This is a genomic window from Rhizobium sp. YJ-22 (assembly GCF_029601685.1).
Taxonomy (GTDB): Bacteria; Pseudomonadota; Alphaproteobacteria; order Rhizobiales; family Rhizobiaceae; genus Metarhizobium.
The window spans coordinates 96,614-118,138 of sequence record NZ_JARRIR010000006.1; the positions used below are offsets into that span (position 1 = coordinate 96,614).

18 protein-coding genes and 2 pseudogenes are annotated in these 21,525 nt (G+C 65.4%); 16 read left to right on the forward strand and 4 right to left on the reverse strand.

Annotation, left to right across the window (positions count from 1 at the left end):
* Nucleotides 1-22 precede the first annotated feature (22 nt).
* From P7F60_RS15420 to P7F60_RS15440, 5 genes are all read left to right on the forward strand, one after another.
* Nucleotides 23-1,099, forward strand: coding sequence for a Gfo/Idh/MocA family oxidoreductase (locus P7F60_RS15420; RefSeq protein WP_277918625.1), 1,077 nt, complete (start codon nucleotides 23-25; stop codon nucleotides 1,097-1,099).
* The gene (locus tag P7F60_RS15425; RefSeq protein WP_277918626.1) at nucleotides 1,099-1,932 is read left to right on the forward strand and encodes a sugar phosphate isomerase/epimerase; all 834 of its coding nucleotides are present in this window, start codon (nucleotides 1,099-1,101) and stop codon (nucleotides 1,930-1,932) included. Before P7F60_RS15420 ends, P7F60_RS15425 begins: the two co-directional genes overlap by 1 nt.
* The gene (locus tag P7F60_RS15430; protein WP_277918628.1) at nucleotides 1,929-2,741 is read left to right on the forward strand and encodes an alpha/beta hydrolase; all 813 of its coding nucleotides are present in this window, start codon (nucleotides 1,929-1,931) and stop codon (nucleotides 2,739-2,741) included. The genes P7F60_RS15425 and P7F60_RS15430 overlap by 4 nt, the downstream gene beginning before the upstream one ends.
* Nucleotides 2,738-3,700 (forward strand): ROK family protein, encoded by a 963-nt coding sequence (locus tag P7F60_RS15435; protein ID WP_277918629.1) that lies wholly within the window; start codon nucleotides 2,738-2,740, stop codon nucleotides 3,698-3,700. The genes P7F60_RS15430 and P7F60_RS15435 overlap by 4 nt, the downstream gene beginning before the upstream one ends.
* 140 nt (nucleotides 3,701-3,840) lie before the next feature.
* A complete protein-coding gene (locus tag P7F60_RS15440) occupies nucleotides 3,841-4,500 on the forward strand; it encodes a peroxiredoxin (protein WP_277918630.1) in 660 nt (219 codons plus the stop codon).
* A 6-nt stretch (nucleotides 4,501-4,506) separates the two neighbouring features.
* Here P7F60_RS15440 and P7F60_RS15445 read toward each other — a convergent pair whose 3' ends face one another.
* Complete coding sequence (locus P7F60_RS15445; protein WP_277918631.1) at nucleotides 4,507-4,911, reverse strand: hypothetical protein; 405 nt, start codon at nucleotides 4,909-4,911, stop codon at nucleotides 4,507-4,509.
* Nucleotides 4,912-4,998: 87 nt separating this feature from the next.
* Nucleotides 4,999-5,685, reverse strand: coding sequence for a GntR family transcriptional regulator (locus P7F60_RS15450; RefSeq protein WP_277918854.1), 687 nt, complete (start codon nucleotides 5,683-5,685; stop codon nucleotides 4,999-5,001).
* A gap of 175 nt (nucleotides 5,686-5,860) precedes the next feature.
* On the opposite strand from P7F60_RS15450, the gene P7F60_RS15455 reads away from it, so the two are divergent.
* The 6 genes and pseudogenes from P7F60_RS15455 to P7F60_RS15480 all read left to right on the forward strand — a co-directional run bounded on the left by P7F60_RS15455 (nucleotide 5,861) and on the right by P7F60_RS15480 (nucleotide 12,735).
* On the forward strand, nucleotides 5,861-6,883 hold the full coding sequence (locus P7F60_RS15455) for a 4-hydroxythreonine-4-phosphate dehydrogenase PdxA (protein WP_277918632.1): 1,023 nt from the start codon (nucleotides 5,861-5,863) through the stop codon (nucleotides 6,881-6,883).
* A gap of 71 nt (nucleotides 6,884-6,954) precedes the next feature.
* A pseudogene (locus tag P7F60_RS15460) lies at nucleotides 6,955-7,943 on the forward strand (tripartite tricarboxylate transporter substrate binding protein).
* A gap of 70 nt (nucleotides 7,944-8,013) precedes the next feature.
* A complete protein-coding gene (locus P7F60_RS15465; RefSeq protein ID WP_277918633.1) occupies nucleotides 8,014-8,514 on the forward strand; it encodes a tripartite tricarboxylate transporter TctB family protein in 501 nt (166 codons plus the stop codon).
* A 32-nt stretch (nucleotides 8,515-8,546) separates the two neighbouring features.
* The gene (locus P7F60_RS15470) at nucleotides 8,547-10,061 is read left to right on the forward strand and encodes a tripartite tricarboxylate transporter permease (RefSeq protein ID WP_277918634.1); all 1,515 of its coding nucleotides are present in this window, start codon (nucleotides 8,547-8,549) and stop codon (nucleotides 10,059-10,061) included.
* Between the two features lie 30 nt (nucleotides 10,062-10,091).
* A complete protein-coding gene (locus tag P7F60_RS15475) occupies nucleotides 10,092-11,024 on the forward strand; it encodes a sugar phosphate isomerase/epimerase family protein (protein WP_277918635.1) in 933 nt (310 codons plus the stop codon).
* A gap of 4 nt (nucleotides 11,025-11,028) precedes the next feature.
* Nucleotides 11,029-12,735 (forward strand): dihydroxyacetone kinase family protein, encoded by a 1,707-nt coding sequence (locus tag P7F60_RS15480; RefSeq protein ID WP_277918636.1) that lies wholly within the window; start codon nucleotides 11,029-11,031, stop codon nucleotides 12,733-12,735.
* 54 nt (nucleotides 12,736-12,789) lie between these two features.
* Here P7F60_RS15480 and P7F60_RS15485 read toward each other — a convergent pair.
* Nucleotides 12,790-12,939: pseudogene (locus tag P7F60_RS15485) on the reverse strand (DUF4287 domain-containing protein); the annotation flags it as partial.
* Between the two features lie 375 nt (nucleotides 12,940-13,314).
* Between P7F60_RS15485 and P7F60_RS15490 the strand changes: the two are divergent.
* From P7F60_RS15490 to fhuB, 5 genes are all read left to right on the forward strand, one after another.
* Nucleotides 13,315-13,812 (forward strand): RNA polymerase sigma factor, encoded by a 498-nt coding sequence (locus P7F60_RS15490; protein ID WP_277918638.1) that lies wholly within the window; start codon nucleotides 13,315-13,317, stop codon nucleotides 13,810-13,812.
* A 16-nt stretch (nucleotides 13,813-13,828) separates the two neighbouring features.
* Nucleotides 13,829-14,812 (forward strand): FecR family protein, encoded by a 984-nt coding sequence (locus tag P7F60_RS15495; protein WP_277918639.1) that lies wholly within the window; start codon nucleotides 13,829-13,831, stop codon nucleotides 14,810-14,812.
* 154 nt (nucleotides 14,813-14,966) lie between these two features.
* Nucleotides 14,967-17,345 carry a TonB-dependent siderophore receptor gene (locus P7F60_RS15500; RefSeq protein ID WP_277918640.1) on the forward strand — a complete coding sequence of 793 codons (2,379 nt, stop codon included), beginning with the start codon at nucleotides 14,967-14,969 and terminating at the stop codon, nucleotides 17,343-17,345.
* 3 nt (nucleotides 17,346-17,348) lie between these two features.
* Nucleotides 17,349-18,227 carry an ABC transporter substrate-binding protein gene (locus P7F60_RS15505; RefSeq protein ID WP_277918641.1) on the forward strand — a complete coding sequence of 293 codons (879 nt, stop codon included), beginning with the start codon at nucleotides 17,349-17,351 and terminating at the stop codon, nucleotides 18,225-18,227.
* Nucleotides 18,224-20,179, forward strand: a complete 1,956-nt coding sequence (gene fhuB / locus P7F60_RS15510) for a Fe(3+)-hydroxamate ABC transporter permease FhuB (protein ID WP_277918642.1) — start codon at nucleotides 18,224-18,226, stop codon at nucleotides 20,177-20,179. The genes P7F60_RS15505 and fhuB overlap by 4 nt, the downstream gene beginning before the upstream one ends.
* Here the strand turns inward: fhuB and P7F60_RS15515 are convergent.
* Entirely contained in the window at nucleotides 20,176-21,363 is a 1,188-nt protein-coding gene (locus P7F60_RS15515; RefSeq protein ID WP_277918643.1) for an amidohydrolase family protein, read from the reverse strand. The genes fhuB and P7F60_RS15515 overlap by 4 nt on opposite strands.
* Between the last annotated feature and the right edge of the window lie 162 nt (nucleotides 21,364-21,525).

Sequence of the window (21,525 nt, forward strand, 5' to 3'; positions counted from 1 at the left end):
CCCGCCGAAACAGGGACGAAACATGCCGAAGAAAGACGAAAGACGGCTGCGGATCGGGGTTCTCGGCGCCGGCCAGATCGCGCAAGCCGCGCATTTCGAAAGCTGTACTAAGGCGGTCAATGCCGATCTCCATGCCATCTGCGACATTGCCGACGACCTGCGCGAACGCATGGCGATCATGCATGACGCAACCACGACCTATGCCGATTACGACCGCATGCTCGCCGATCCCGATGTCGATGCCGTCATCATCGCAACCGCCGATGCCTTCCATGTGCCGGCGGCGAAGCGGGCGCTGGAGGCGGGCAAGCATGTGCTCTGCGAAAAGCCGCTCGGCGTCACCGTCGAGGAGGTGCTGGACCTGCAACAGGTGGTGGAGAAATCCGGAAAGGTGCTGCAGGTCGGCCATATGAAGCGTTTCGACGCCGGATTGCAGGCCGCCAAAAGCTTTATCGATACCGAAATGGGCGACCTCGTCGCGCTGAAGGCGTGGTATTGCGACAGCACCCATCGCTACCCGATGACCGATGCCGTGCAGCCGCTGATCGTCACCAGCGCCCGGGCGAAAAAGCCCGCCGAAAACCCCAAGGCCGATCTGCGCCGTTACTACATGCTGGCGCATGGCTGTCATCTGATCGATACGGCGCGCTATTTCGCCGGCGAGATTCTGTCGGTGCGCGCCCGGCTGTCTGAGCGGGCGGGACTATGGTGCTGGTTCGTGGATGTCGAATACGCCTCCGGCGCGCTCGGCCATCTCGACCTGGCGGTCGCCGTGCGCATGGACTGGCACGAGGGTTTCCAGATCTACGGCCAAAACGGCAGCGTCATCGGCAAGACCTACAATCCCTGGTATTACAAATCCAGCGATGTCGATATCTTTCGCGAGGCGGATGGCGCGACGCATCGTGTGCTCGGCGCCGACGGCCATTTCTACCGCCGCCAGCTCGAAGCCTTCGCCCGCACCATCCTCGACGGCGCGCCGATGCGAGGCGCGGACGTTCAGGACGGCCTCGCCTCGGTGCGCGCCATGGTCGCCATCACCCGCTCCGTCGAAAGCAGGCGCGCGGTGGCGCTGGCGGATGTCGGCGGGGGCGTGTGATGCGGCTCGGCATCTTTGCCAAAACCTTTCCCGGCAGCGATCCGGCCTCGGTGCTTGCAGCAGTGAAGGCCGCCGGCTTTTCGGCCGCGCAATACAACATGGCCTGTTCCGGGCTCGACGCCATGCCGGAGCGCATCGCCCCGGGAGCGGCGCAGGCCGTCGCAGCGGCCGCGCGGCAGAGCGGCATCGAGATCGTCGCCGTCTCCGGCACCTACAACATGATCCATCCCGATCCGGCCAAACGAGAGGCCGGGCACCGCCGGCTGGATGTGATCGCAGCGCAGGCGCGAACGATGGGAACCGGCCTCGTGACGCTCTGCACCGGCACGCGCAACGCGGACGACCAGTGGCGGCACCACCCGGACAACGCAACACCCGAGGCATGGCGCGACCTGCTGCGCGCGATGGAAACCGCCATCGCTACTGCCGAGCGCCATGACGTCGATCTCGGCATCGAACCTGAAGTCGCCAATGTCATCGACAGCGCCGCCAAGGCGCGGCGGCTGATTGACGCGCTGCAAAGCCCGCGCCTGAAAATCGTCCTCGATCCGGCCAACCTGTTCGAAACCGCAGGCCTTGCCGAACAGCGCGACCGCGTCTCGCAGGCCGTCGATCTTCTCGCCGACCGGCTGGTCATGGCCCATGCGAAAGACCGCGATGCGAGCGGCCGTTTCGTCGCCGCCGGTCAGGGCGTGCTGGATTACGACCATTATCTCGCCTGCCTGAAGCGGGCCGGCTTTGCGGGAAACCTCGTCACCCATGGCCTCGACGCCGCCGAAGCGCCCACTGTTGCCCGTTTCCTGCGCGAAAAACTGGCCGGAGGGGCGTCATGACGACATTCGAAACCGCCGATGGCGTGACGCTCGCCGTCGATGCCGATGCCGATGCCGGCGACGGGCCGGTCATGCTTTTCCAGCACGGGCTTTGCGGCAATGCCGGGCAGGCCCGCGAGGCCTTTCCCGCCGAGACGGGTTTCCGCCGCGTGACCGTCGAGATGCGCGGCCATGGCCGCTCGCAGGCGGGAGATCCCGGCCGCTTTTCCATCGCGCAGTTCACCGACGATCTCATCGCCTTCATCGAGACCCGGCTTGAGGCGCCGGTGGTGATCGGCGGCATTTCCATGGGGGCGGCGCTCTCCCTGCGCCTTGTCGTCCTGCGCCCCGATCTGGTGCGCGGCCTGATTCTCGTCCGCCCCGCTTGGGCTTTTGCGGCCGCGCCGGAGAACCTGATTCCGAATATCGAAGTCGGCCGCGCGCTGCAGAGCGAGGTTCCCGAAGAGACAAGGCGACAGTTCCTCGCCGGAGAGACCGCCGCGCAACTGCGCGAGGTGGCAACGGATAATCTCGCTTCCCTCACCGGCTTTTTCGAGCGCCAGCCCACCGTCGTCACCGCCGCGCTGCTGACGACGATTTCCGTGGACGGAACGGGCGTATCGGCCGAACAGGCCGCCGCCCTGACCGTCCCCTGCCGCGTCATCGCCCAGGCCCGCGACAAGGTTCATCCCCTCGCTCTCGCGCAAGAGCTCGCCGCCAGCATTCCCGGCGCGGATTTCGTCGAGATCACGCCCAAGGCGGTGGACAAGGCAGCCTATGCGCGCGACCTGCGCGCAGCCATCGCCTCATTCCTGGAGATCCTGCGGTGAGCGCCGCCCCCCGCTTCGCCCTCGGCGTCGATCTCGGCGGCACGCGGCTGCGCGCGGCGACGATGACCGAAAGCGGCGAGATTATCGCCAGCAAGGAGATGCCGACCGAGGTCCATGGCGGGCCGGATCGCATCCTCGCCGATATCCTGCGCCTCGTCGAAACCGTCTCCGCCGGCATCCCGGCCGATGCGATTGCCGGCCTGTGCGTCTGCGCTCCCGGCCCGCTCGACGCCCGCAACGGCATTGCCCTGCATATCCCCACCTTGCCCGGCTTCGACGATTTTCCGCTCGCCGCCGTGCTCGGCGCAAAACTGCCCTATCCCGTCAGCCTCGAAAACGACGGCATCGCCGCCGCCGTCGCCGAATGGCGCTACGGGGCCGGGCGCGGCGTCGACAATCTCGTCTACATGACCGTCAGCACCGGCATCGGCGGCGGCGTCATCGCAGACGGGCGCGTGCTTTACGGGCGCATGGGCATGGCCGGGCATATCGGCCATATGAGCATCCGTCCCGATGGCAATGTCTGCCCCTGCGGCAATGCCGGTTGTTTCGAGGCCTATGGCTCCGGCACCGCCTTTACCGCGCGCGGCCGCGTTGCGGCGGCCAGACGGCGTGACAGCAGCCTTTCCAGATACGCCGACAGCCTCCATGCCCGCGATATCTTCGCCGCGGCCCGGGAAGGCGATGCGCTGGCCCGCGATCTCGTCGCCGAGGAAGCGGAAATCCTCGGCCAGGGCGTGCGCAACCTGCTGCATCTCTATAGCCCTGATCTGGTCGTTATAGGCGGCGGCATCGCCAATGCCTTCGACCAATTGGAAGGCGGCATTCGCGCCTATATCGCGGCGCGCGCCCTGCCGCCGTTCCGGACGATGCCAATCCGCCGTGCGGAGCTTGGCGACCTCTCCGGCGTCGTCGGCACGGCAGCGCTCGCCTTTGCCCATGCAAAACGAAGGGCCTGAAATGCATTTCCTTTTTTGCGACGGAAATCGCGAGGAAACTCCCAAGGCCCAGCCGTCTTGCGGATGATCTTTCCTCAAAATCCGCTGCGATCCGGCCTATTCTGGCTCATCTCCAGCGTTCAGCGAAAAGGAAGCACCCCATGAGCCTGCGTATCAACGACACCGCCCCCGATTTCACCGCCGAAACGACGCAAGGGTCGCTGAGCTTCCATGACTGGATCGGCGACGGCTGGGCGGTCCTCTTCTCGCATCCGAAGAATTTCACGCCCGTATGCACCACCGAACTCGGCGCCATGGCCGGCCTCGACGGTGAATTCCGCCAGCGCGGCGTCAAGGTGATCGGCATTTCCGTCGATCCGGTGGAAAGCCATGTCAAATGGAAGAACGACATCAAGGTCGCCACCGGCTTCGACGTCGAGTATCCGCTGATCGGCGACCGCGATCTCCAGGTGGCAAAACTCTATGACATGCTGCCGGCCGATTCCGGCTCGTCCTCGGAAGGCCGCACGCCGGCCGACAACGCCACCGTGCGCTCGGTCTATGTCATCGGCCCGGACAAAAAGATCAAGCTGATCCTCACCTATCCGATGACCACGGGCCGCAATTTCGCGGAAATCCTGCGCGCCATCGATTCGCTGCAGCTCACCGCCGCCCACAAGGTCGCGACACCTGCCAACTGGAACCAGGGCGAGGACGTCATCATCACCGCCGCCGTTTCCGACGAAGAGGCCAACGAGCGCTTCGGGTCCTTCGAGCGCGTCCTGCCCTACCTGCGCAAGACCAGACAGCCGGCGCTCTGACGCTGTTTACCGGGCCGCCGCCATCGGTGCGCGGCCCGTCGCCGGATCGGGCGAGAAGATCACCACTGCGAACATCAGCACCCCGAGCAAGGTGATCAGCGAGGAGATGCCGACAAGCGGCTCCATCGCCATATGACCTTCCAGCAAAAGATAGAGCGAAGGCACCATCAGCACGACGCCGAGCGTGTAGACGCCGTATTGCAGCAGCGCCAGGCGCTTCTCGGCCTTGCGCGGGTTCAGCGCATAATAGGTGCCGAACAGCGCCATGGTTACCCAGCCGAGCAAATTGGCGTGCGCATGGGCGCCGATCGTAGTGTGGTCTTGCGAGATGGCCATCTTCAGACCCATCCCGATGCCCACGACCAGAAAGACGATTGCAGTCCGGAAATAGAGATTGGACAGACGTGGCATGACGGTTCCCCTTTGTTCTCTGCCAGCCCGCACATTATCACGTGCAGGCGAGTCCGAGAATTGGCTTTCGTCAAGCGAATCGTCGACTCAGATGGCGTCGCGCACCCGCTCCCAAGCCTTGGCGAGATGGCGGCCGAGAACTTCCGACAGCTTCGCGCCGTCACGCGCCTCAAGCGCCGCAATCATCTCCTCGTGCTCGGCCACAGCCGCCGCCCACTTCTCCTGGCCTTCATGGCCGATGAAGCGGATGCGCTTCAGGCGCGTCTGCAGCATGAGCTGCACTTCCGACAACGTCGCATTCTTGGCGAGACGGACAATGGCGATGTGGATCGCCTGGTTGAGCTTGTAATAATTGAGACGATCGCCGCTGCGGTAACGCGCCACCATCTCGTCATGCATCTCGCGCACGGCGCGGATCTCGGCATCGCTGGCGAGCTCGCAGGCGAGACGCCCCGCCAGCTCCTCCAGCGTCCTCAAGACGGTCAGCATGTCCTGCACGTCTCTTCCGCTGAAGCGCTTGACCACGGCGCCACGGCTCGGCACCAACTCGACGAGCCCCTCGCTCGCCAGATATTTGATCGCCTCGCGCAAGGGAGTGCGCGAGACGCCGAGCTGCTCGCCGAGCTGGCCTTCATGCAGGCGCGTGCCCGGTTCGAGATCGCCCTCGATGATCATGTCGCGCAGGCGGTTCACGAGCGTGTCGTGCAGCGCGGTGCGGCGAATGGGGCCGGACCCCGCATCCGTCTGGCGATCCAACATATTGATATCATCCATCATTCAATCGCCATCCCTTGATCGGTCCGGATTCGTCGTCCGGTTCGTAACTTCGAACATGGCAACGGCCCGGTTCGCCGTCAATAGAAAATGCTGCATACAGCATTCAAAACACTTGATGCAGAATGCAGAATGACGTAAAGGTTCCCCACAAGCCAATGTGGAGGACATCAGCATGACATCGCGTGAGGCACGCCCGACGATCGCGCTCGCCATGGGCGACCCCGCCGGCATCAGCCCGGAACTCACCGCCCGCCTTCTCGCCCTTCCCGAAATCGCCGACGCCGCCCATATCGTCGCAATCGGCGATCGCCGCATCCTCGACGAGGGCGCACGCTCGGCAGGCCTGTCACTCGATCTTGCACCGGCGACGCTGGAGAATTTCGAATCCGCCGGCCGCGACCGTCATGTCTTCGTCGATCTCGGTCATCTCGACCCGGCGGACGTTACGCGCGGCGAAGCGACGCTGGCCGGCGGCGAATTCGCCACCCGCAATTTCCGCGAGGCGCTGCTGCTGGCAGGTGCGGGCCGCGCAAACGCCGTCTGCTTCACGCCTTTCAACAAGAAGGCGATGCGCTTCGCCTATCCGGGCTATGACGACGAGATCCGTTTCGTCGCCGATGTGCTCGGCTTTACGGGCAAAGTCCGCGAGTTCAACGTGCTGGAAAAGGTCTGGAACGCGCGCGTCACCTCGCACATCCCGCTTTCGGCCGTCGCGTCCTCGATTTCCGTCGACGGAATTCTCGAAGAGCTCGACCTGGCGCAGAAATGTCTGAAAAGCGCCGGCTACGACGCGCCGAAGATCGCGGTCGCCGGCATCAACCCGCATGCGGGCGACGGCGGCAGCTTCGGCATGGAAGAAATCGACATCATCGAACCGGCCGTGGAAGCCGCCAAGGCCAAGGGTTACGACGTCGAAGGCCCCTTCCCGGCCGACACCGTCTTCCTGCGCGCCATCAAGGATGGTTTCCAGGCGGTGCTGACCATGTATCACGACCAGGGACAGATCGCGATGAAGCTGATGGGCTTCGACAAGGGCGTGACCATGATGGGCGGCCTGCCCTTCCCGCTCTGCACGCCTGCCCATGGCACGGCCTACGACATCGCCGGCAAGGGCATTGCCGATGTCGGCGCCAGCCGCGAGGCGCTGCTGCTGGCGGCGCGCATGGCGGCCCGCTCGGCTGCCGCGGCGGCCTGAAACCGCCCATTTCCCATGATTTTCCGGCATGGAGGAGGTCCATGCCGGCACCACCCAACGGAGGAGAATCCATGAAAAAGACCCTTTCCCTCACCTGCGTCGTTGCGGCCGCGCTTGGCCTATCCGCGCCCGCCCATGCCTTCGAGCCGAACCGCCGGTCGAATTCGTCGTCACCGCCGGCCCCGGCGGCGGCACCGACATCTTCGCCCGCACCATCCAGGCGATCATCGCCAAATACGAGCTGATGAAGGCCCCGGTCGTCGTCACCAACAAGGGCAGCGCCGGCGGCGCTGAAGGCTTCGTCTATGCCGCCGGTTACGAAGGCGACCCCTACAAGCTGGCCTTCGGCACCAATAATGCCTATCTGCTGCCGATCCGCGCCAAGGTTCCCTACAAGGCCGACGGCCTCGTGCCGGTCGCATCGCTCGCCGCCGATGAATTCGTGCTGTGGGTCAACGGCAAGTCCGAGTTCAACGCCGCCGCCGATTTCGTCGCCAAGGCCAAGGAAGCCGGCAACATGAAGGTGGGTGGTAGCCAGTCCAAGGACGTCGACCAGATCCTCACCTCGATGATCAACAATGCCACCGGCGCCAATCTCGGCTACATCCCCTTCAAGAGCGGCGGCGAAGCGGCCGTGCAGCTTGCCGGCGAGCACATTGCCGCCAACGTCAACAATCCGAGCGAAAACCTCGGCCAGTGGCAGGCCGGCATGGTCAAGCCGCTCTGCGTCTTCAAGTCGGAAAAGCTCAAGAGCGACGCCAAGGTCGCCGGCGACAAGGGCTGGGGCGATATCCCCACCTGCAAGGAAAGCGGCATCGCCATCGACAACTATTCCATGCCGCGCACGGTGTGGCTGCCGGCCGGCGTCGAGCCGGATGCCGTCGCCTTCTATGCCGACATGCTGAAGAAGGTGTCCGAGACGCCGGAATGGGCGAAGTATCTCGCTGACACCTCGCAGTCCCCGGCCTATATGAGCGGCGACGAACTCAAGTCCTTCATCGACAAGGACCAGGCTGCCGTCAGCGAAGTCCTGAAGCGCGAGGGATGGCTGGCCAACTGATCTCCTCCCAAGCAGATCGGGCGGGCGCCCCTCACGGGGGCGTCCGCATCTCCATGGAAAGGTTCATGCCATGCAGGAACAACAGGAAAAGGGTGTGCCGCGCTTCGTCATGGAAGCCGGCATGGCGCTGCTGACCGGCGCCTTTGGCGTCGCCACCGTCTACGGCTCGCAGGAAGCGGGAACCGGCTGGACGGAGATGGGGCCGGATGCGGGCTATTTCCCCTTCTATATCGGCCTGCTGATCGTTTTCGGCAGCCTCGTCAATCTCGTCTTCTCGTTCGTCAAGCATCGTCCGGCCGGCGAGATTTTCGCGACCGGCCCGCAATTCAAGGCGGTCGCCGGCTTTCTGGTGCCGCTGATCGTCTTCGCCGGCATTTCCACTGTGCTCGGCCTCTATGTCGGCACGGCGCTCTATATCGCCGGCGTCATGATCCTGCAGGGCCGCTACAAATGGTGGGTCGGCCTGCCCGCCGGCATCGCGCTGTCGGTGTTCTTCTTCGTCATTTTTGAAATCGGCTTCAAGGTTCCGCTGCTCAAGGGGCCGGTCGAGGCCTGGTTCGGCATCTACTGACCGAACGGGGTCGGTGTCTTCGGAGGAAAGACATGGAAAATATCGGTCTCCTGATGGACGGTTTCGGCCATGTGCTGAGCTGGAACCATCTGCTCCTGATGATGCTCGGCGTGACGCTCGGCATCCTGGTCGGCGTCCTGCCCGGCCTCGGCGCGCCGAACGGCGTGTCGCTGCTCCTGCCGCTGACCTTCTCGATGGATCCGATCTCGGCGATCATCCTGCTCTCCTGCATGTATTGGGGCGCGTTGTTCGGCGGTTCGACCACCTCGATCATCTTCAACATTCCGGGCGAGCCCTCTTCCGTCGCCACCACCTTCGACGGCTATCCGATGGCCCAGCGCGGCGAAGCGACGCGGGCACTGACGCTCGCCTTCGTGTCCGCCGGCCTGGGCGCACTGGCCGGCGTGGTGATGATCACGCTGCTCTCCGGCTGGGTCGCCAATTTCGCGCTGCGGTTTTCGTCGCCGGAATATTTCGCCGTCTATTTCCTTGCCTTTTCCAGCTTTATCTCGATGGGCGCGCAATCGCCGTTCAAGACGCTGGTGTCGATGATGATCGGCTTCGCGCTCGCCTCGATCGGCATGGACACGATCTCCGGCAACCTGCGCCTCACCTTCGATATCCCCGAGCTGATCAAGGGCGTCTCCTTCCTGATCGCTGTCATGGGCCTGTTCGGCATCGGCGAGCTGCTGCTGACCACCGAGGAAGGCCTGCGCTTCGACGGTGTGCAGGCCAAGGTGCGGCTTTCCGAAATCGGCCGCACGCTGATCGAAATGCCACGCTACTGGCTGACCATCGTCCGCTCGACGCTGATCGGCATCTGGATGGGCATCACGCCGGCCGGCCCGACGGCGGCCTCCTTCATGAGCTACGGCGTCGCCCGCCGCTCGGCCCGCGACAAGTCGATGTTCGGCAAGGGCGATCCGCGCGGCATCGTGGCACCTGAAACAGCCGACCATTCGGCCGGCACCTCGGCGCTCTTGCCGATGCTGGCGCTCGGCGTGCCAGGCTCGGCGACCGCCGCCGTGATGATGGGCGGGCTGATGATCTGGGGCCTGACCCCCGGCCCGACCCTGTTCACCGACCGCCCGGATTTCGTCTGGGGCCTGATCGCCTCGATGTATCTCGGCAATATCGTCGCCGTGATCCTGGTCATCGCCACCGTGCCGCTCTATGCCTCGATCCTGCGCATTCCCTTCTCGATCATCGGCCCGATCATCGTCGCCGTGATCTTTTCGGGCGCCTATCAGGCCGGCAGCAACATTTCCGACATGTGGCTGGTCATCGTCTTCGGCGTGCTGGGCTATGTGTTCAAGAAGCTGGATTATCCGCTGGCGCCGCTGGTCCTGGCCATGGTGCTCGGCGACAAGGCCGAGGATGCCTTCCGGCAATCGATGCTGATGTCGAGCGGCAACCTGTCGATCTTCTGGTCGAACGGCCTCGTCGCCACGCTGATGCTGGTCGGGCTTGCCCTCCTCCTCTCCCCGGCTCTATTCTGGATGCTCGGCAAGCTCGGCAAGGGCCGGCCCGCCACGCCCGCCGCCTGATCTCTTCCATCCCATCTCATGGAGACCGCGATGTCGTGGACCAACGAGACATGGCCGATCGCCGCCGCCATGATCCAGTATCCGAACACGCTGCCGGACGGCCGCTCGGTGCAGGATCAATCGGTGGAGGAATGGGCCGACACCCTGCGCGACGTGGTCGAGGCCGGCTTCACCGAACTCGACCCGACCGATAGCTGGTTGCGTATCGCCGACCTTTCCCCCGAACGGCTCGACGCCTTCATGGCGCTCACCCGTTCCATGGGCCTGACCATCCCGGCGATCTCGACCTCGCGACGCAGCGTCATCGACGCCATCCATGGCGACGAATACCTCGCCTACGGCCACCGCGTCATCGACACGGCGCAAACCATCGGCGCAGGTGCCGTCTCCTTCGGCCTGTTCGAGCCGCTGACCGAGGCGCAGAAGAAGGCACTGTGGTTCTGGACCGCCGACGGGCCGAAGAACCCCGACGATCCCGCCATCTGGGACAAGGCCGTGTCGCGCATCCGCGAGCTTGGCCGCCATGCCGAGGACGTCGGCATCGAGCTTTCGCTGGAAATGTACGAGGACACCTATCTCGGCACCGCCGACAGCGCCGTGCGCTTTGTCACCGATGTCGGCCTGCCCAATGTCGGCATCAATGCCGATCTCGGCAATCTCGTGCGTCTGCACCGCCCGGTGGAGCATTGGCAGCAGATGATGGAGAAGGTCGCGCCGTTTGCGAAATACTGGCATGTGAAGAACTACATGCGCAGCGAGGATCCCGTCTCCGGCGTCGTCATCACCCATCCCGCGCCGCTCGAATCCGGCATCATCAACTATCGCGCGGCTATCCGCATGGCGCTGGCGCACGGCTTCTCAAGCGCGTTTCTCTGTGAACATTATGGCGGCGACGGTCTGTCGGTCAGCGCCGCCAACCGCGATTACCTGCGGCGCATCCTGCCGCGCACGACAAGGACTTGACGCCATGACGACGATTTTCGATGCCCCCGAGGAATTCGCCTCGACCGCGCTTGCCGGTTTCGCCGATGTCTACAGCCGGTACGTGCGCCTGGTGAAGGGCGGCGTCGTCCGCTCCACCGCCGTGCCGAAAGGCAAGGTCTCAGTGGTGGTCGGCGGCGGCTCGGGCCATTATCCGGCCTTTGCCGGCTATGTCGGCCCCGGCCTTGCCGATGCAGCGGTCGCGGGCGATGTCTTCGCCTCGCCTTCGACGGCGGCCGTCGCCCGTGTCTGCCGGCAGGCCGACCAGGGCGGCGGCATCCTGCTCGGCTTCGGCAATTATGCCGGTGACGTCCTGAATTTCGGCGTCGCCGCCGAACGGCTGCGCGCCGAGGGCATCGACGTGCGCATCGTACCGGTCACCGACGACGTCGCCAGCGCTTCCGTCGAGACGCCGGCCAAGCGGCGCGGCATCGCCGGCGACCTCGTGGTCTTCAAGATCGCCGGCGCCGCCGCCGAAGCCGGCCTGTCGCTGGACGAGGTCGAGCGTATCACCCGACATGCAAACGCCAACACCGTTTCCTTCGGCGTCGCCTTTGCCGGCTGCACGCTGCCCGGCGCCGGCCAGCCGCTGTTCACCGTGCCGAAGGGCAAGATGGCGCTCGGCCTCGGCATCCATGGCGAGCCCGGCATCCGCGAGGAGGATACCGTCTCCGCCGCCGATCTGGCAAAGCTGCTGACCGAAAAACTGCTCGCCGAAAAGCCGGCCGCCACCCGCCGCGTCGGCGCGATCCTGAACGGCCTCGGCGCGACGAAATACGAAGAACTTTTCGTTCTCTGGACGCAGGTCTCCGCGCTGCTGAAGCAGGCCGGGCTTGAGATCGTCACCCCTGAAGCCGGCGAATTCGTCACCAGCCTCGACATGCAGGGCTGCTCGCTGACCCTGATCTGGCTGGACGAGGAACTGGAAACCCACTGGACCGCCGCCTGCGACAGCCCCGTCCTGCGCCGCGGCCCTGCCATCGCCACGACGCCGGCCACCGACACGCTCGTCGATGAAAACGAAGCCCTGCGTTTTCCCGCCGCCAGCGAAGCCGGCAAGGCGGGCGGCGCCTGCATCGCCCATGTCTTCGAAGCGATTTCGACCATGCTGAAGGCCGCCGAGGACGAGCTCGGCCGCATCGACGCGCAGGCCGGCGACGGCGACCACGGGCAGGGCATGACACGCGGCGCGACCGCCGCCCATGAGGCGGCGAAAAAGGCCGTTGCGGCCGGCGCCGGTACGGCCAGCGTTCTCGCCGCCGCGGGCGATGCCTGGGCCGACCGCGCCGGCGGCACCTCCGGCGCCATCTGGGGCCTGCTGCTGCGCGCCTGGAGCAATGCGCTTTCCGACCAGGCCGGCCCGGAAGGCGCAGCCGTGGTCAAGGGCGCGCGCCTCGCGCTCGACGGCGTCACCGGCCTCGGCGGCGCAAAGCCGGGCGACAAGACGCTGGTCGATTCCTTCGTGCCTTTCGTGGAAAAGCTGGAAATCGCCTTCGCCGCTGGCAAGCCGCTGAAGCAGGCCTGGACGGAGGCTGCCGAGGCCGCCGGCAAGGCCGCCGACGAAACCGCGAAACTGACCCCGAAGCTCGGCCGCGCCCGCCCGCTCGCCGAACGCAGCATCGGCCACCCCGATGCCGGCGCGATCTCGCTCGCCATGGTCGCCAAGACCGTCGCATTGCAGATTTCCGGCTGACGACCAGCCTGTGGCGGCGCGAAACCCGCGCCGCCTTCAGCCCCTCTTTTCCGCCTCGGCCTTGAGCATCGCGACCATCTCCATATGCTTCGCCGCTGCCATGCCGCCGAGCAGCGTCAGCCAATGGTCGACCGGCTTGCCGTAGGTCTTCTCGATAACGGGAAAATAGGAGGCAGGGCCTTTGATCGCCTTGGCGTCGGACATGGCGGGTTCCTCTTTATGTCGTTTCGATAGCCAAAGGACGGTGCCGACGGAAGTAATCCGACAGGCGCTTGCGAAAATAAGCGCACCACCGATTCTCCAGCGGCATGCGATCGAATCCCGTGCTTTTTCCGCAACACGCTCCTGAAAAGCGGGCAGGCAATTCGACGTCTTCGACTGTCTCGGAACGCTGCCTGTCGGCCCGTTAGCCGCCTAGCCCCAAGAAAACATGAGTATTCTTCACCACAATTTCCGAAGCAATGAAAAAATGCCGCTCTAGCCGGCGTTTAGCCGGCTCTTGCCGGCAGGAAACGCGTCTTCTATGCAGCGCCGAGACATAAGTTTGATCCAGCGGCGAAAAACGACGCCTTCATCGAGATGACAGCAGGAAACGAGGACATCACCAGCCTCTATGTCGCCGAGGGCGACCGGCTTCGCCGGCAGATCGGCCGCCGCGTCGGCTGCGCCGCGACGGCCTGCGACCTCGTGCAGGATATTTTCCTGCGGCTGTGGGAGCGCGCGCCGGTGCGCAAGGGCAGCGATGCCGCCTATCTCAACCGTTGCGCCCGCAATGCCGCCATCGACCACCTGCGCACCGAGCAGACCCGGCGCGCCTTCGCCAATGGCGTGCTGCCCGAGCAATATGCCGCCCCGCCCGCCTCGCCGCATGAGATACTGGAAGCGCGGCAAGGCGTGCGCAGCATCGACGCGGCGCTGGCGGCCCTGCCGAAGCAGACCCGGCATGTCTTCCTTCTCAACCGCATCCACGGTAGAAGTTTCGTCGAGATCGCCACCGCCATGGGCATGTCCGAGCGCATGGTGGCCAAACACATGGCGCGCGCCGTCGCCGCCTGCCAGGAAACGCTTTCCTCCTGACCGGGGCCGCAGATCGATGACCGCAAAGCTTTCGAAACCCGACATCGACGCGGAGGCCCGCGCCTGGTTCGTGCGCCTGCTACAGGAGCCGACCGCCCGTAACCGCGCCGCCTTCGAGGCCTGGCGGCAGGCCGACCCCGCCCATGCTGAAGCGTTTCGCGCGGTGGCGCAGACATGGGAAGCCGCCGAACAGCCGGGCAAGCGTCTCGCGGAAGCGGAAGCCGACGAGCTTTCCGTCTATCTCAAGGCGATGGACGGCGCCAAGGACCGGCGCAAATCCAGCCGCCGCCTTGCCGGCGCGACCGTCATCCTCGCCTGTCTTCTCGGCACGGCCGTCTGGCTGGAACGGCCGAACATGGTGCAGGATTTCGCCGCCGACTATGTCAGCCCGCGCGGCGAACGTCTTGAGATCCGCCTTGCGGACGGGTCGACCGTGCTGCTCGACGCCGACAGCGCGCTGGCCGACGATTTTGCCGGCGGCGAGCGGCAGGTGCGGCTGCTGCGCGGCGGCGCTTTCTTCGAGGTCCAACACGACCCGCAGCATCCCTTCAAGGTGATCGCCGCCGATGGCGAGGTGCGGGTGCTCGGCACCCGTTTCGAGGTGCGGCTGCTGGAAGACAGCGGCCTCGTCACCCTCGAACAGGGCAGCGTTTCGGTGACGGCGGGAGCGGCGCGGGCCAAAACGGTGCTGGAGCCCGGCCAGCAGGTCGCCTTCGGCGCAGATGGCCTCGCCCCGGTGCAAAGCGTCGATCTCGGCGACAGTCTCGCCTGGCGCGACGGCCGTTTCGTCTTCTACCGGGCGCGGCTCGGCGATGTGCTCGCCGAAATTGGCCGCTACCGCAAGGGCCGCATCGTCATCGCCTCCAGCCGCCTGGCCGACGAACGCGTTACCGGCAGCTTCTCGCTTGCCGATACCGATGCGGCGCTCGCCTCGCTGCAGGCCAGCGTCGGCTTTCGCCTGACCGGCCTCGGCGGCCGCATCGCGGTTATCACCCCTTAAGAAATTGACCTTTTTCTTCAAATACTTGAAAGTTCTTCTCAAGAATTTTGCATTTTCCGGTTCAGTGCCGGCGGTCTTCATCCGTGAAGCAGTCAGAAAGGCTTCGGGAAACCAGTTCCCGGGCCTTGTGACGTGTAGCGAGAGGATCATCGGAATGAGACGGATCGGGGTATGCGGCGTGGTCTACGGGCTGAGCGCGGGCTTGCTGGCATCGACGGCATCAGGCTTTGCCGGCGTGGCCATGGCGCAGGAACAGGGACGGCAATTCAGCTTCAACATCACCGCCAAACCCGTGACCCAGGCTGTCAACGATATCGGCCGCATCACCGGCCTTTCCGTCGTCTTCCGTGAAAACCGCGCCATGCCGGCCACCGGCAAGCCGGTGCGCGGCGCGATGACGGCGCAGGGCGCGCTCGACACGCTGCTGTCCGGCACCGGCCTGACCTATCGCTTCAGCAATGCCACGACCGTGCAGATCTACGATCCGGCAACCGGCGCGGCCAGTAACGACGCCGCCAATGCCGACGGCTCGACGGTTCTAAAACCCATCGTCGTGCAGGGCGACACCAAGGGCGCCAACAGCTTCGTCGCCACCAATGCCACGGGCGCGACCAAGGGCGACGTGCCGCTGATCGAGGTGCCGCAATCCGTCACCGTCATCGGCCGCAAGCAGATGGAGGCGCAGAACGCCCAGAGCGTCACCGAAGTGCTGCGCTACGTTCCCGGCGTCACCATCGAGACCTACGGCCCGGACCCGAAGGGTTATGACTGGATCCTGATGCGCGGCTTCAACGCCCAGAGCACCAGTTCCTATCTCGACGGCCTGCGCCAGGTCTCCAGCAGCTACAGCTTCTTCCGCACCGATCCTTACCAGCTCGATTCCGTCGAAGTGCTGCGCGGCCCCTCCTCCGCGCTTTACGGCCAGAGCGATGCCGGCGGTCTCGTCAACAAGACCTCGAAGAAGCCGACCGAGGAAAATATCCGCCAGGTCGAACTGGAGCTCGGCAGCAACCAGCGCAAGCAGGCCGCTTTCGACATCAGCGGCCCGGTCAACGAGAACAAGAGCGTGCTCTACCGCGTCGTCGGCGTCGCCCGCGATGCCAATACCCAGTTCGGCTATTCGGACGGTTCCGACATCGAGGACAACCGCCTGATGATCGCGCCCTCCGTCACCTTCAAGCGCGACGAGGACACCAGTCTGACCGTCTCGGCGCAGGCGCTGAAGGATACGAGCGGCGGCACCATCATGCTGTTCACGCCCACCGGCATCCTGCTCGGCGATCCCTCCTTCAACCGCTCCGTCCAGAAGCAGCAGACCATCGGCTACGAGTTCGAGCATCGCTTCAACGACAATTGGGGCGTGCGCCAGAACCTGCGCTATGGCCACACCAATTTCCTGCTCGACAACATCTTCCTCTCCGGCGTCGGCGCCAACGGGCTGAACCGCTTCACCCGCCGCTTCGACGAAAGCTTCGACAGCTTCGCCGTCGATAACCAGTTGCACGGCGAATTCGATACCGGCGCGCTGGCGCATGAGGCGCTGCTCGGCTTCGACTATAGCTGGTCGGATGCCGACGTGACGCGCTACACCGGCCCGGCCCCGTCGCTCAATCCCTATGCCCCGGTCTATGGCGTCAGCATTCCCGAGCCGACCAACCAGTTCATCAATTACGGCGAGCGCTATTCGCAGGCCGGCCTCTACGTGCAGGACCAGATCAAGTTCGGCAATGGCTTCATCGCCACGCTCGGCGGCCGTTACGACTGGCTGAACCTCGACAACCACAACCGCCTGACCGGCCTCGACACCAATCTCGACATCGGCCACTTCTCCGGCCGCGCCGGCCTCAGCTATGTCAGCGACTACGGCGTCGCGCCCTATGTCAGCTATTCGGAATCCTTCGTGCCGAACAGCGGCGTCGATGCGAGCGGCAATACCTTCGATCCCTCGGTCGGCCGCCAGTGGGAAGTCGGCGTCAAGTACCAGCCGACCGGCTTCGACGGCCTGTTCACCATCGCCTATTTCGATATCGCCAAGTCGAATGTGCTGAACTACCTGCCGAGCGGCTTTGCCGTCGCCACCGGCGAGGTCGCCTCGCGCGGGCTGGAGCTGGAAGGCAAGTTCAGCCTCGGTTCGGGCTGGGATTTCACCGGCTCCTATACCTACACCAATGCCGAGATCACCGAGGATGCGGCCATCGCCAATATCGGCAACCGCCCGATGCTGGTGCCGGAACATCAGGCCTCGGCATGGCTGAACTATACCTTCAAGGAAGGTGTTCTCGACGGCGTTTCGCTGGGTGCCGGCCTGCGTTATGTCGGCGAGACCTATGGCAACAACACCAACACCATCCGGGTGCCGGGCCGCACGCTGGTCGATCTCGGCGCCAGCTACCGGGTCAACGAACATGCCAAGGTGTCGGTCAACGCCACCAACATCTTCGACAAGAAATACTTTACCACCTGCGACTCCAGCTATTCCTGCTACGAAGGCGACCGCCGCACCGTTATCGGCCGGCTGACCGTCGATTTCTAAGGGATGACGCTCAACAGACGTCATTTTCTGGCCGGCGGCCTCGCCGCTTTCGCCTCCTGTGCCCCGCTGCGGGCGCAGGAGCGAAAACGCATTGCCGCGGTCGACTGGGCGGCGGCGGAATCGCTACAGGCGCTTGGGCTGCCGCCGATGGCGGTCTCCGATACACGCTATTTCAACCTGCGCATGCCGCGCCCGCTGCCGGCGGAAACTGAGGACATCGGCCCCTTCTGGGAAATCAACCTGGAACTGCTCGACCGTCTCAGGCCCGACGTGATCTTCGTCGGTGCGCCGAGCCTGTTCATGACGCCGCGGCTTGCCGAGATCGCCCCGGTGGAAACCGTGGCCGAGGTGACCGGCGAACACTCTTACGAGCGCGCCGCCGCCATCCTGCGCCAATGCGCCCATGCCGCCGCGGTAGCGGACAGCACCGCCGATGCCGTGCTCGCCGATATCGAACGCCGCATGGCCCAGCTTGCCGCGCGCGTGAACCGTGACCGGCCGGTCTGCGTGCTGCTGCCCGATCAGGGCGGCCGCCGCGCCATGATCTACGGCCGCAACAGCATGCCGGATGCGGTGCTGACCCGCCTCGGCCTCACCAATGCCTGGCAGGGGTCAACCAATGCCAGCGGCGTCTTCCAGACCGGGCTCGATGCGCTGATGGCGCTGGAAGACGCCGTCTTCGTACAGATCGAAATCCCGACGCTGAGTCTCCAGACCGAGAAGGCGCTCTCCGAAAGCGCGCTCTGGCATCGCCTGCCGCCGGTGCGGAAAAAGCGCGTGGTGCGCATCGCCCAGTTCTATCCCTTCGGCGGCTGCCTGACGACATTGCATCTGGCCGAGACCCTGACCGCCGCCCTCACCAGGCGCGGACCGACGCCATGACGACCGTCCTCGCCGCCGCACCGCGCCCGCTTGCCGGAACGGTCTGGACCGTCCTGCTTGCCCTTGCCGCCGCAGCCCTTGCGCTTCAGGGCCTTGCCGGCCGGCCGGATCCGGCCGTGCTTTTCTACAGCCTGCTGCCGCGCATCGTCGCGGCGCTGGTCGCCGGCTTTGCGCTGGGGCTCAGCGGTGCGGTGTTCCAGCGCGCCTTTTCCAATCCGCTGGCCGAGCCCGGCCTGCTCGGCATTTCCGGCGGGGGGATGCTGGCGCTGGCGGCAAGCCTGGTTTTCGCGCCTGCCCTGTGGACGCATGGCTATCAACTGGTGGCGCTCGGCGGCGCGGGGCTGGCGCTATGCGTGGTGCTTGCGGTTGCATGGGGGCCGCGCCTGTCCTCGCCGGTGCTGGTGCTCGCTGGCGTCATGATCAATCTCTATTGCGCCGCCGCTTACGCGGTCCTCGTCCTCTTCAACCATGATTTCCTCGTCAACCTGCTCGCCTGGCAGGCGGGCTCGCTGCAACAGAGCGGCTGGGCGCCCAGCCTGCGCCTGATCGCGGAAGTCACGGCTGCCACCGTCCTCCTGCTGCTGCTCGAACGGCCCTTGCGGCTGTTGTCGCTCGGCGATGGCGGCGCGGCGAGCCTCGGGCTTTCCGTGCGGCGCATCAAGCTGATGCTGCTGGTCGCAGCCTCGGTTCTCGCCGCCGTGGTGACGGCGGAATTCGGCCAGATCGGCTTCATCGGCCTCGCGGCGCCGGCGCTCGCCCGCGCCCTCTGGCGGCAGGCCCAACCCGGCCTGCTGCGCGCCGCCGTCACCGGCGCCCTGCTGCTGCTGTTCACCGACCAACTCATGCGCCTCTTGTCGCTGGTCGCTGGCGACCTGCCGGTCGGCGCGGCGGCGGGCCTGCTGACCGGGCCGCTGCTCATCCTCCTCGCCCGGCGCAACCGCAGCCAGAGCGAGGCCGCGCCGACACCCGCGCCAAACCTGTCGCCCCGCCGGCCGGCCCGGGGGCCGGTGCTTATAGCAGCACTTGCCCTTGCCCTGATCGCCGTCTTCCTGTTCGGCCTGTTTTACGGACGCGGGCCGGAGGGTTTCGGCTTCGTCACCGCCGTCGATCTCGACATCGCCCTGAAATGGCGGCTGCCGCCGCTGCTTGGCGCCAGCGGTGCCGGCTTCTGCCTGGCGCTGGCCGGGCTGATCCTGCAGCGGCTGCTGCGCAATCCGCTGGCCAGCCCCGATGTGCTCGGCGTCAGCCATGGCGCCGGCTTTGCCATGGCGCTCGCCTTTCTCGTCCTGCCGGATAGCGGGCTCGGGGCAAAGCTTGTCATCACCACCTTCGGCGCCGGCGCGGCGCTGCTTTTGGTCGCCGGCTTCGGGCGGCCGCTGCAATTTGAGCCGACGCGCATGCTGCTGATCGGCACCGGCCTCGGCAGTACCGCCAATGCGCTGCTGGTGCTGGCGTTGGCCAGCGGCGGCCAGCGCGGCGCGGCATTGCTCGGCTGGTTTTCGGGGATCACCGGCGGCATCGATCTCGCTTCTGCGCTCGGCGCCTGCGCGGTCGGCGGCCTCTCCCTGATCGCTACCTTGTTCTATGCCCGGCCCATCGACCTGATCGCGCTCGGCAATCCGGCCGCCTCAAGTCTCGGCGTGCCGATCGGGCGCACGCGCCTCGCCGGCCTCGGCCTTGCGGCGCTGGCGACGGCGGCGGGCACCGTCATCGTCGGTCCCATGAGTTTCATCGGGTTGATGGTGCCGCATTTCACCATGCTGCTCGGATTCCGCAAGACGGCATCCGCCGCCATCGCCAGCGGCCTGATCGGCGCGCTGATGATGGCGGCATCGGAATGGCTGGGGCGGGTGCTCGCCTGGCCCTGGCCGCTCTCGCCCGGCCTGATCGCTGCCCTCATCGGCGGCCCCTGGTTCCTGTGGCAATTGCGGCGCGGCGGGCGCGAATTTTAAACCACGCGGCCGTTTTCGGCGACGAGGCGGCCCTCCTTGAAGACCTTGCGATTCCTCGGCACAGCGACCACGGCCTCCGGCACATGCGCGGCATCGAGCGTCACGAAATCGGCCTTGGCGCCGATGTCGAGGCCATAGCCTTCGAGGCGTAGCGCCCTGGCGCCGGCAAAGGTCACCATGTCGAAGGCGGCGGACAGTTCGTCATCCGTATAGAAACCGGAGCGATAGCCGACGACTTCGGCGCGGCGCAGCATGTCGCCATCGCCATAGGGCCACCAGGAATCGCGGATATTGTCGCTGCCGGCGAAGACGTTGACGCCCTCGGCGCGCAGCAGCGCCACCGGCGGGAAGGCGTGGTCGCCCGGCGCATTGGTCATGATCGACACGCCGCTTTCGGCAATCAGCGCCCCGACCTTCTTCGCCGCATCCGCTCCAAGATCGCCAAGCCCATAGGCGTGGCTGACGGCGACGCGGCCCTGCATGCCGAGCGCCGTGGTTCGCGCGCAGATCTCCTCGATGGTGAAGACGCCGAGCGTGCCGAAATCATGCAGGTGGATATCGATATCGACGCCATGCTTTTCGGCGACGCCGAAGACGACGTTCAGATGCGCCTGCGGATCGCGGTCGAAACTCGCCGGATCGAGGCCGCCGACCGCATCTGCCCCGAGGCCGATGGCGGCATCCAGCAGTTCCGGCGTCCCCGGGCTTTTCAGGATGCCGTTCTGCGGGAAGGCGACAAGCTGGATATCGATGCGGCCGCGATAATCCTCGCGGACTTTCAGAATGGTTTCCAGCGAACGCAGCCCGACCGAGCCGTCGACCATCACATGGCTGCGCATCTGCAGGGAGCCATTGGCGATGCAGAGATCGAGTTGGTTGCGGGCGCGCTCGTCCATCGGCGCGGCGGCGGCCATGTTCTCGGCCTGAAAGGCCACGCGCTCATGCACGTTGAAACCGTTGGTGCAGGGCTTGTGCGGGATCCAGCGGTCGCCGTAAAAGCTGGTGTCGAGATGGATATGGCCCTCGACAAAAGCGGGAACGACGAGCGCGCCGCCGAGATCCACCGTTTCGGCCGCCGCCGGTCCGGAACCGGACGGCGAAATCGCGGCAATGCGCCCGTCCTTGACGGCGATGTCACGGAGCGATCCGTCATTGAGCCGCGCACCTGTAAAAAGCCTGTCCATCACGGATCACCATAGCGTTTTCTTGTATGCACTATGATAAAACTATTGCATACGAAAATCAATCTCGCGGGTAGACGGTTCGGCATCCACAAGGTGCAACCGGATCGAATTGACAGAAATCATCGGCGGTAAAGTGTGACCATATAACATTAACATGTCTAT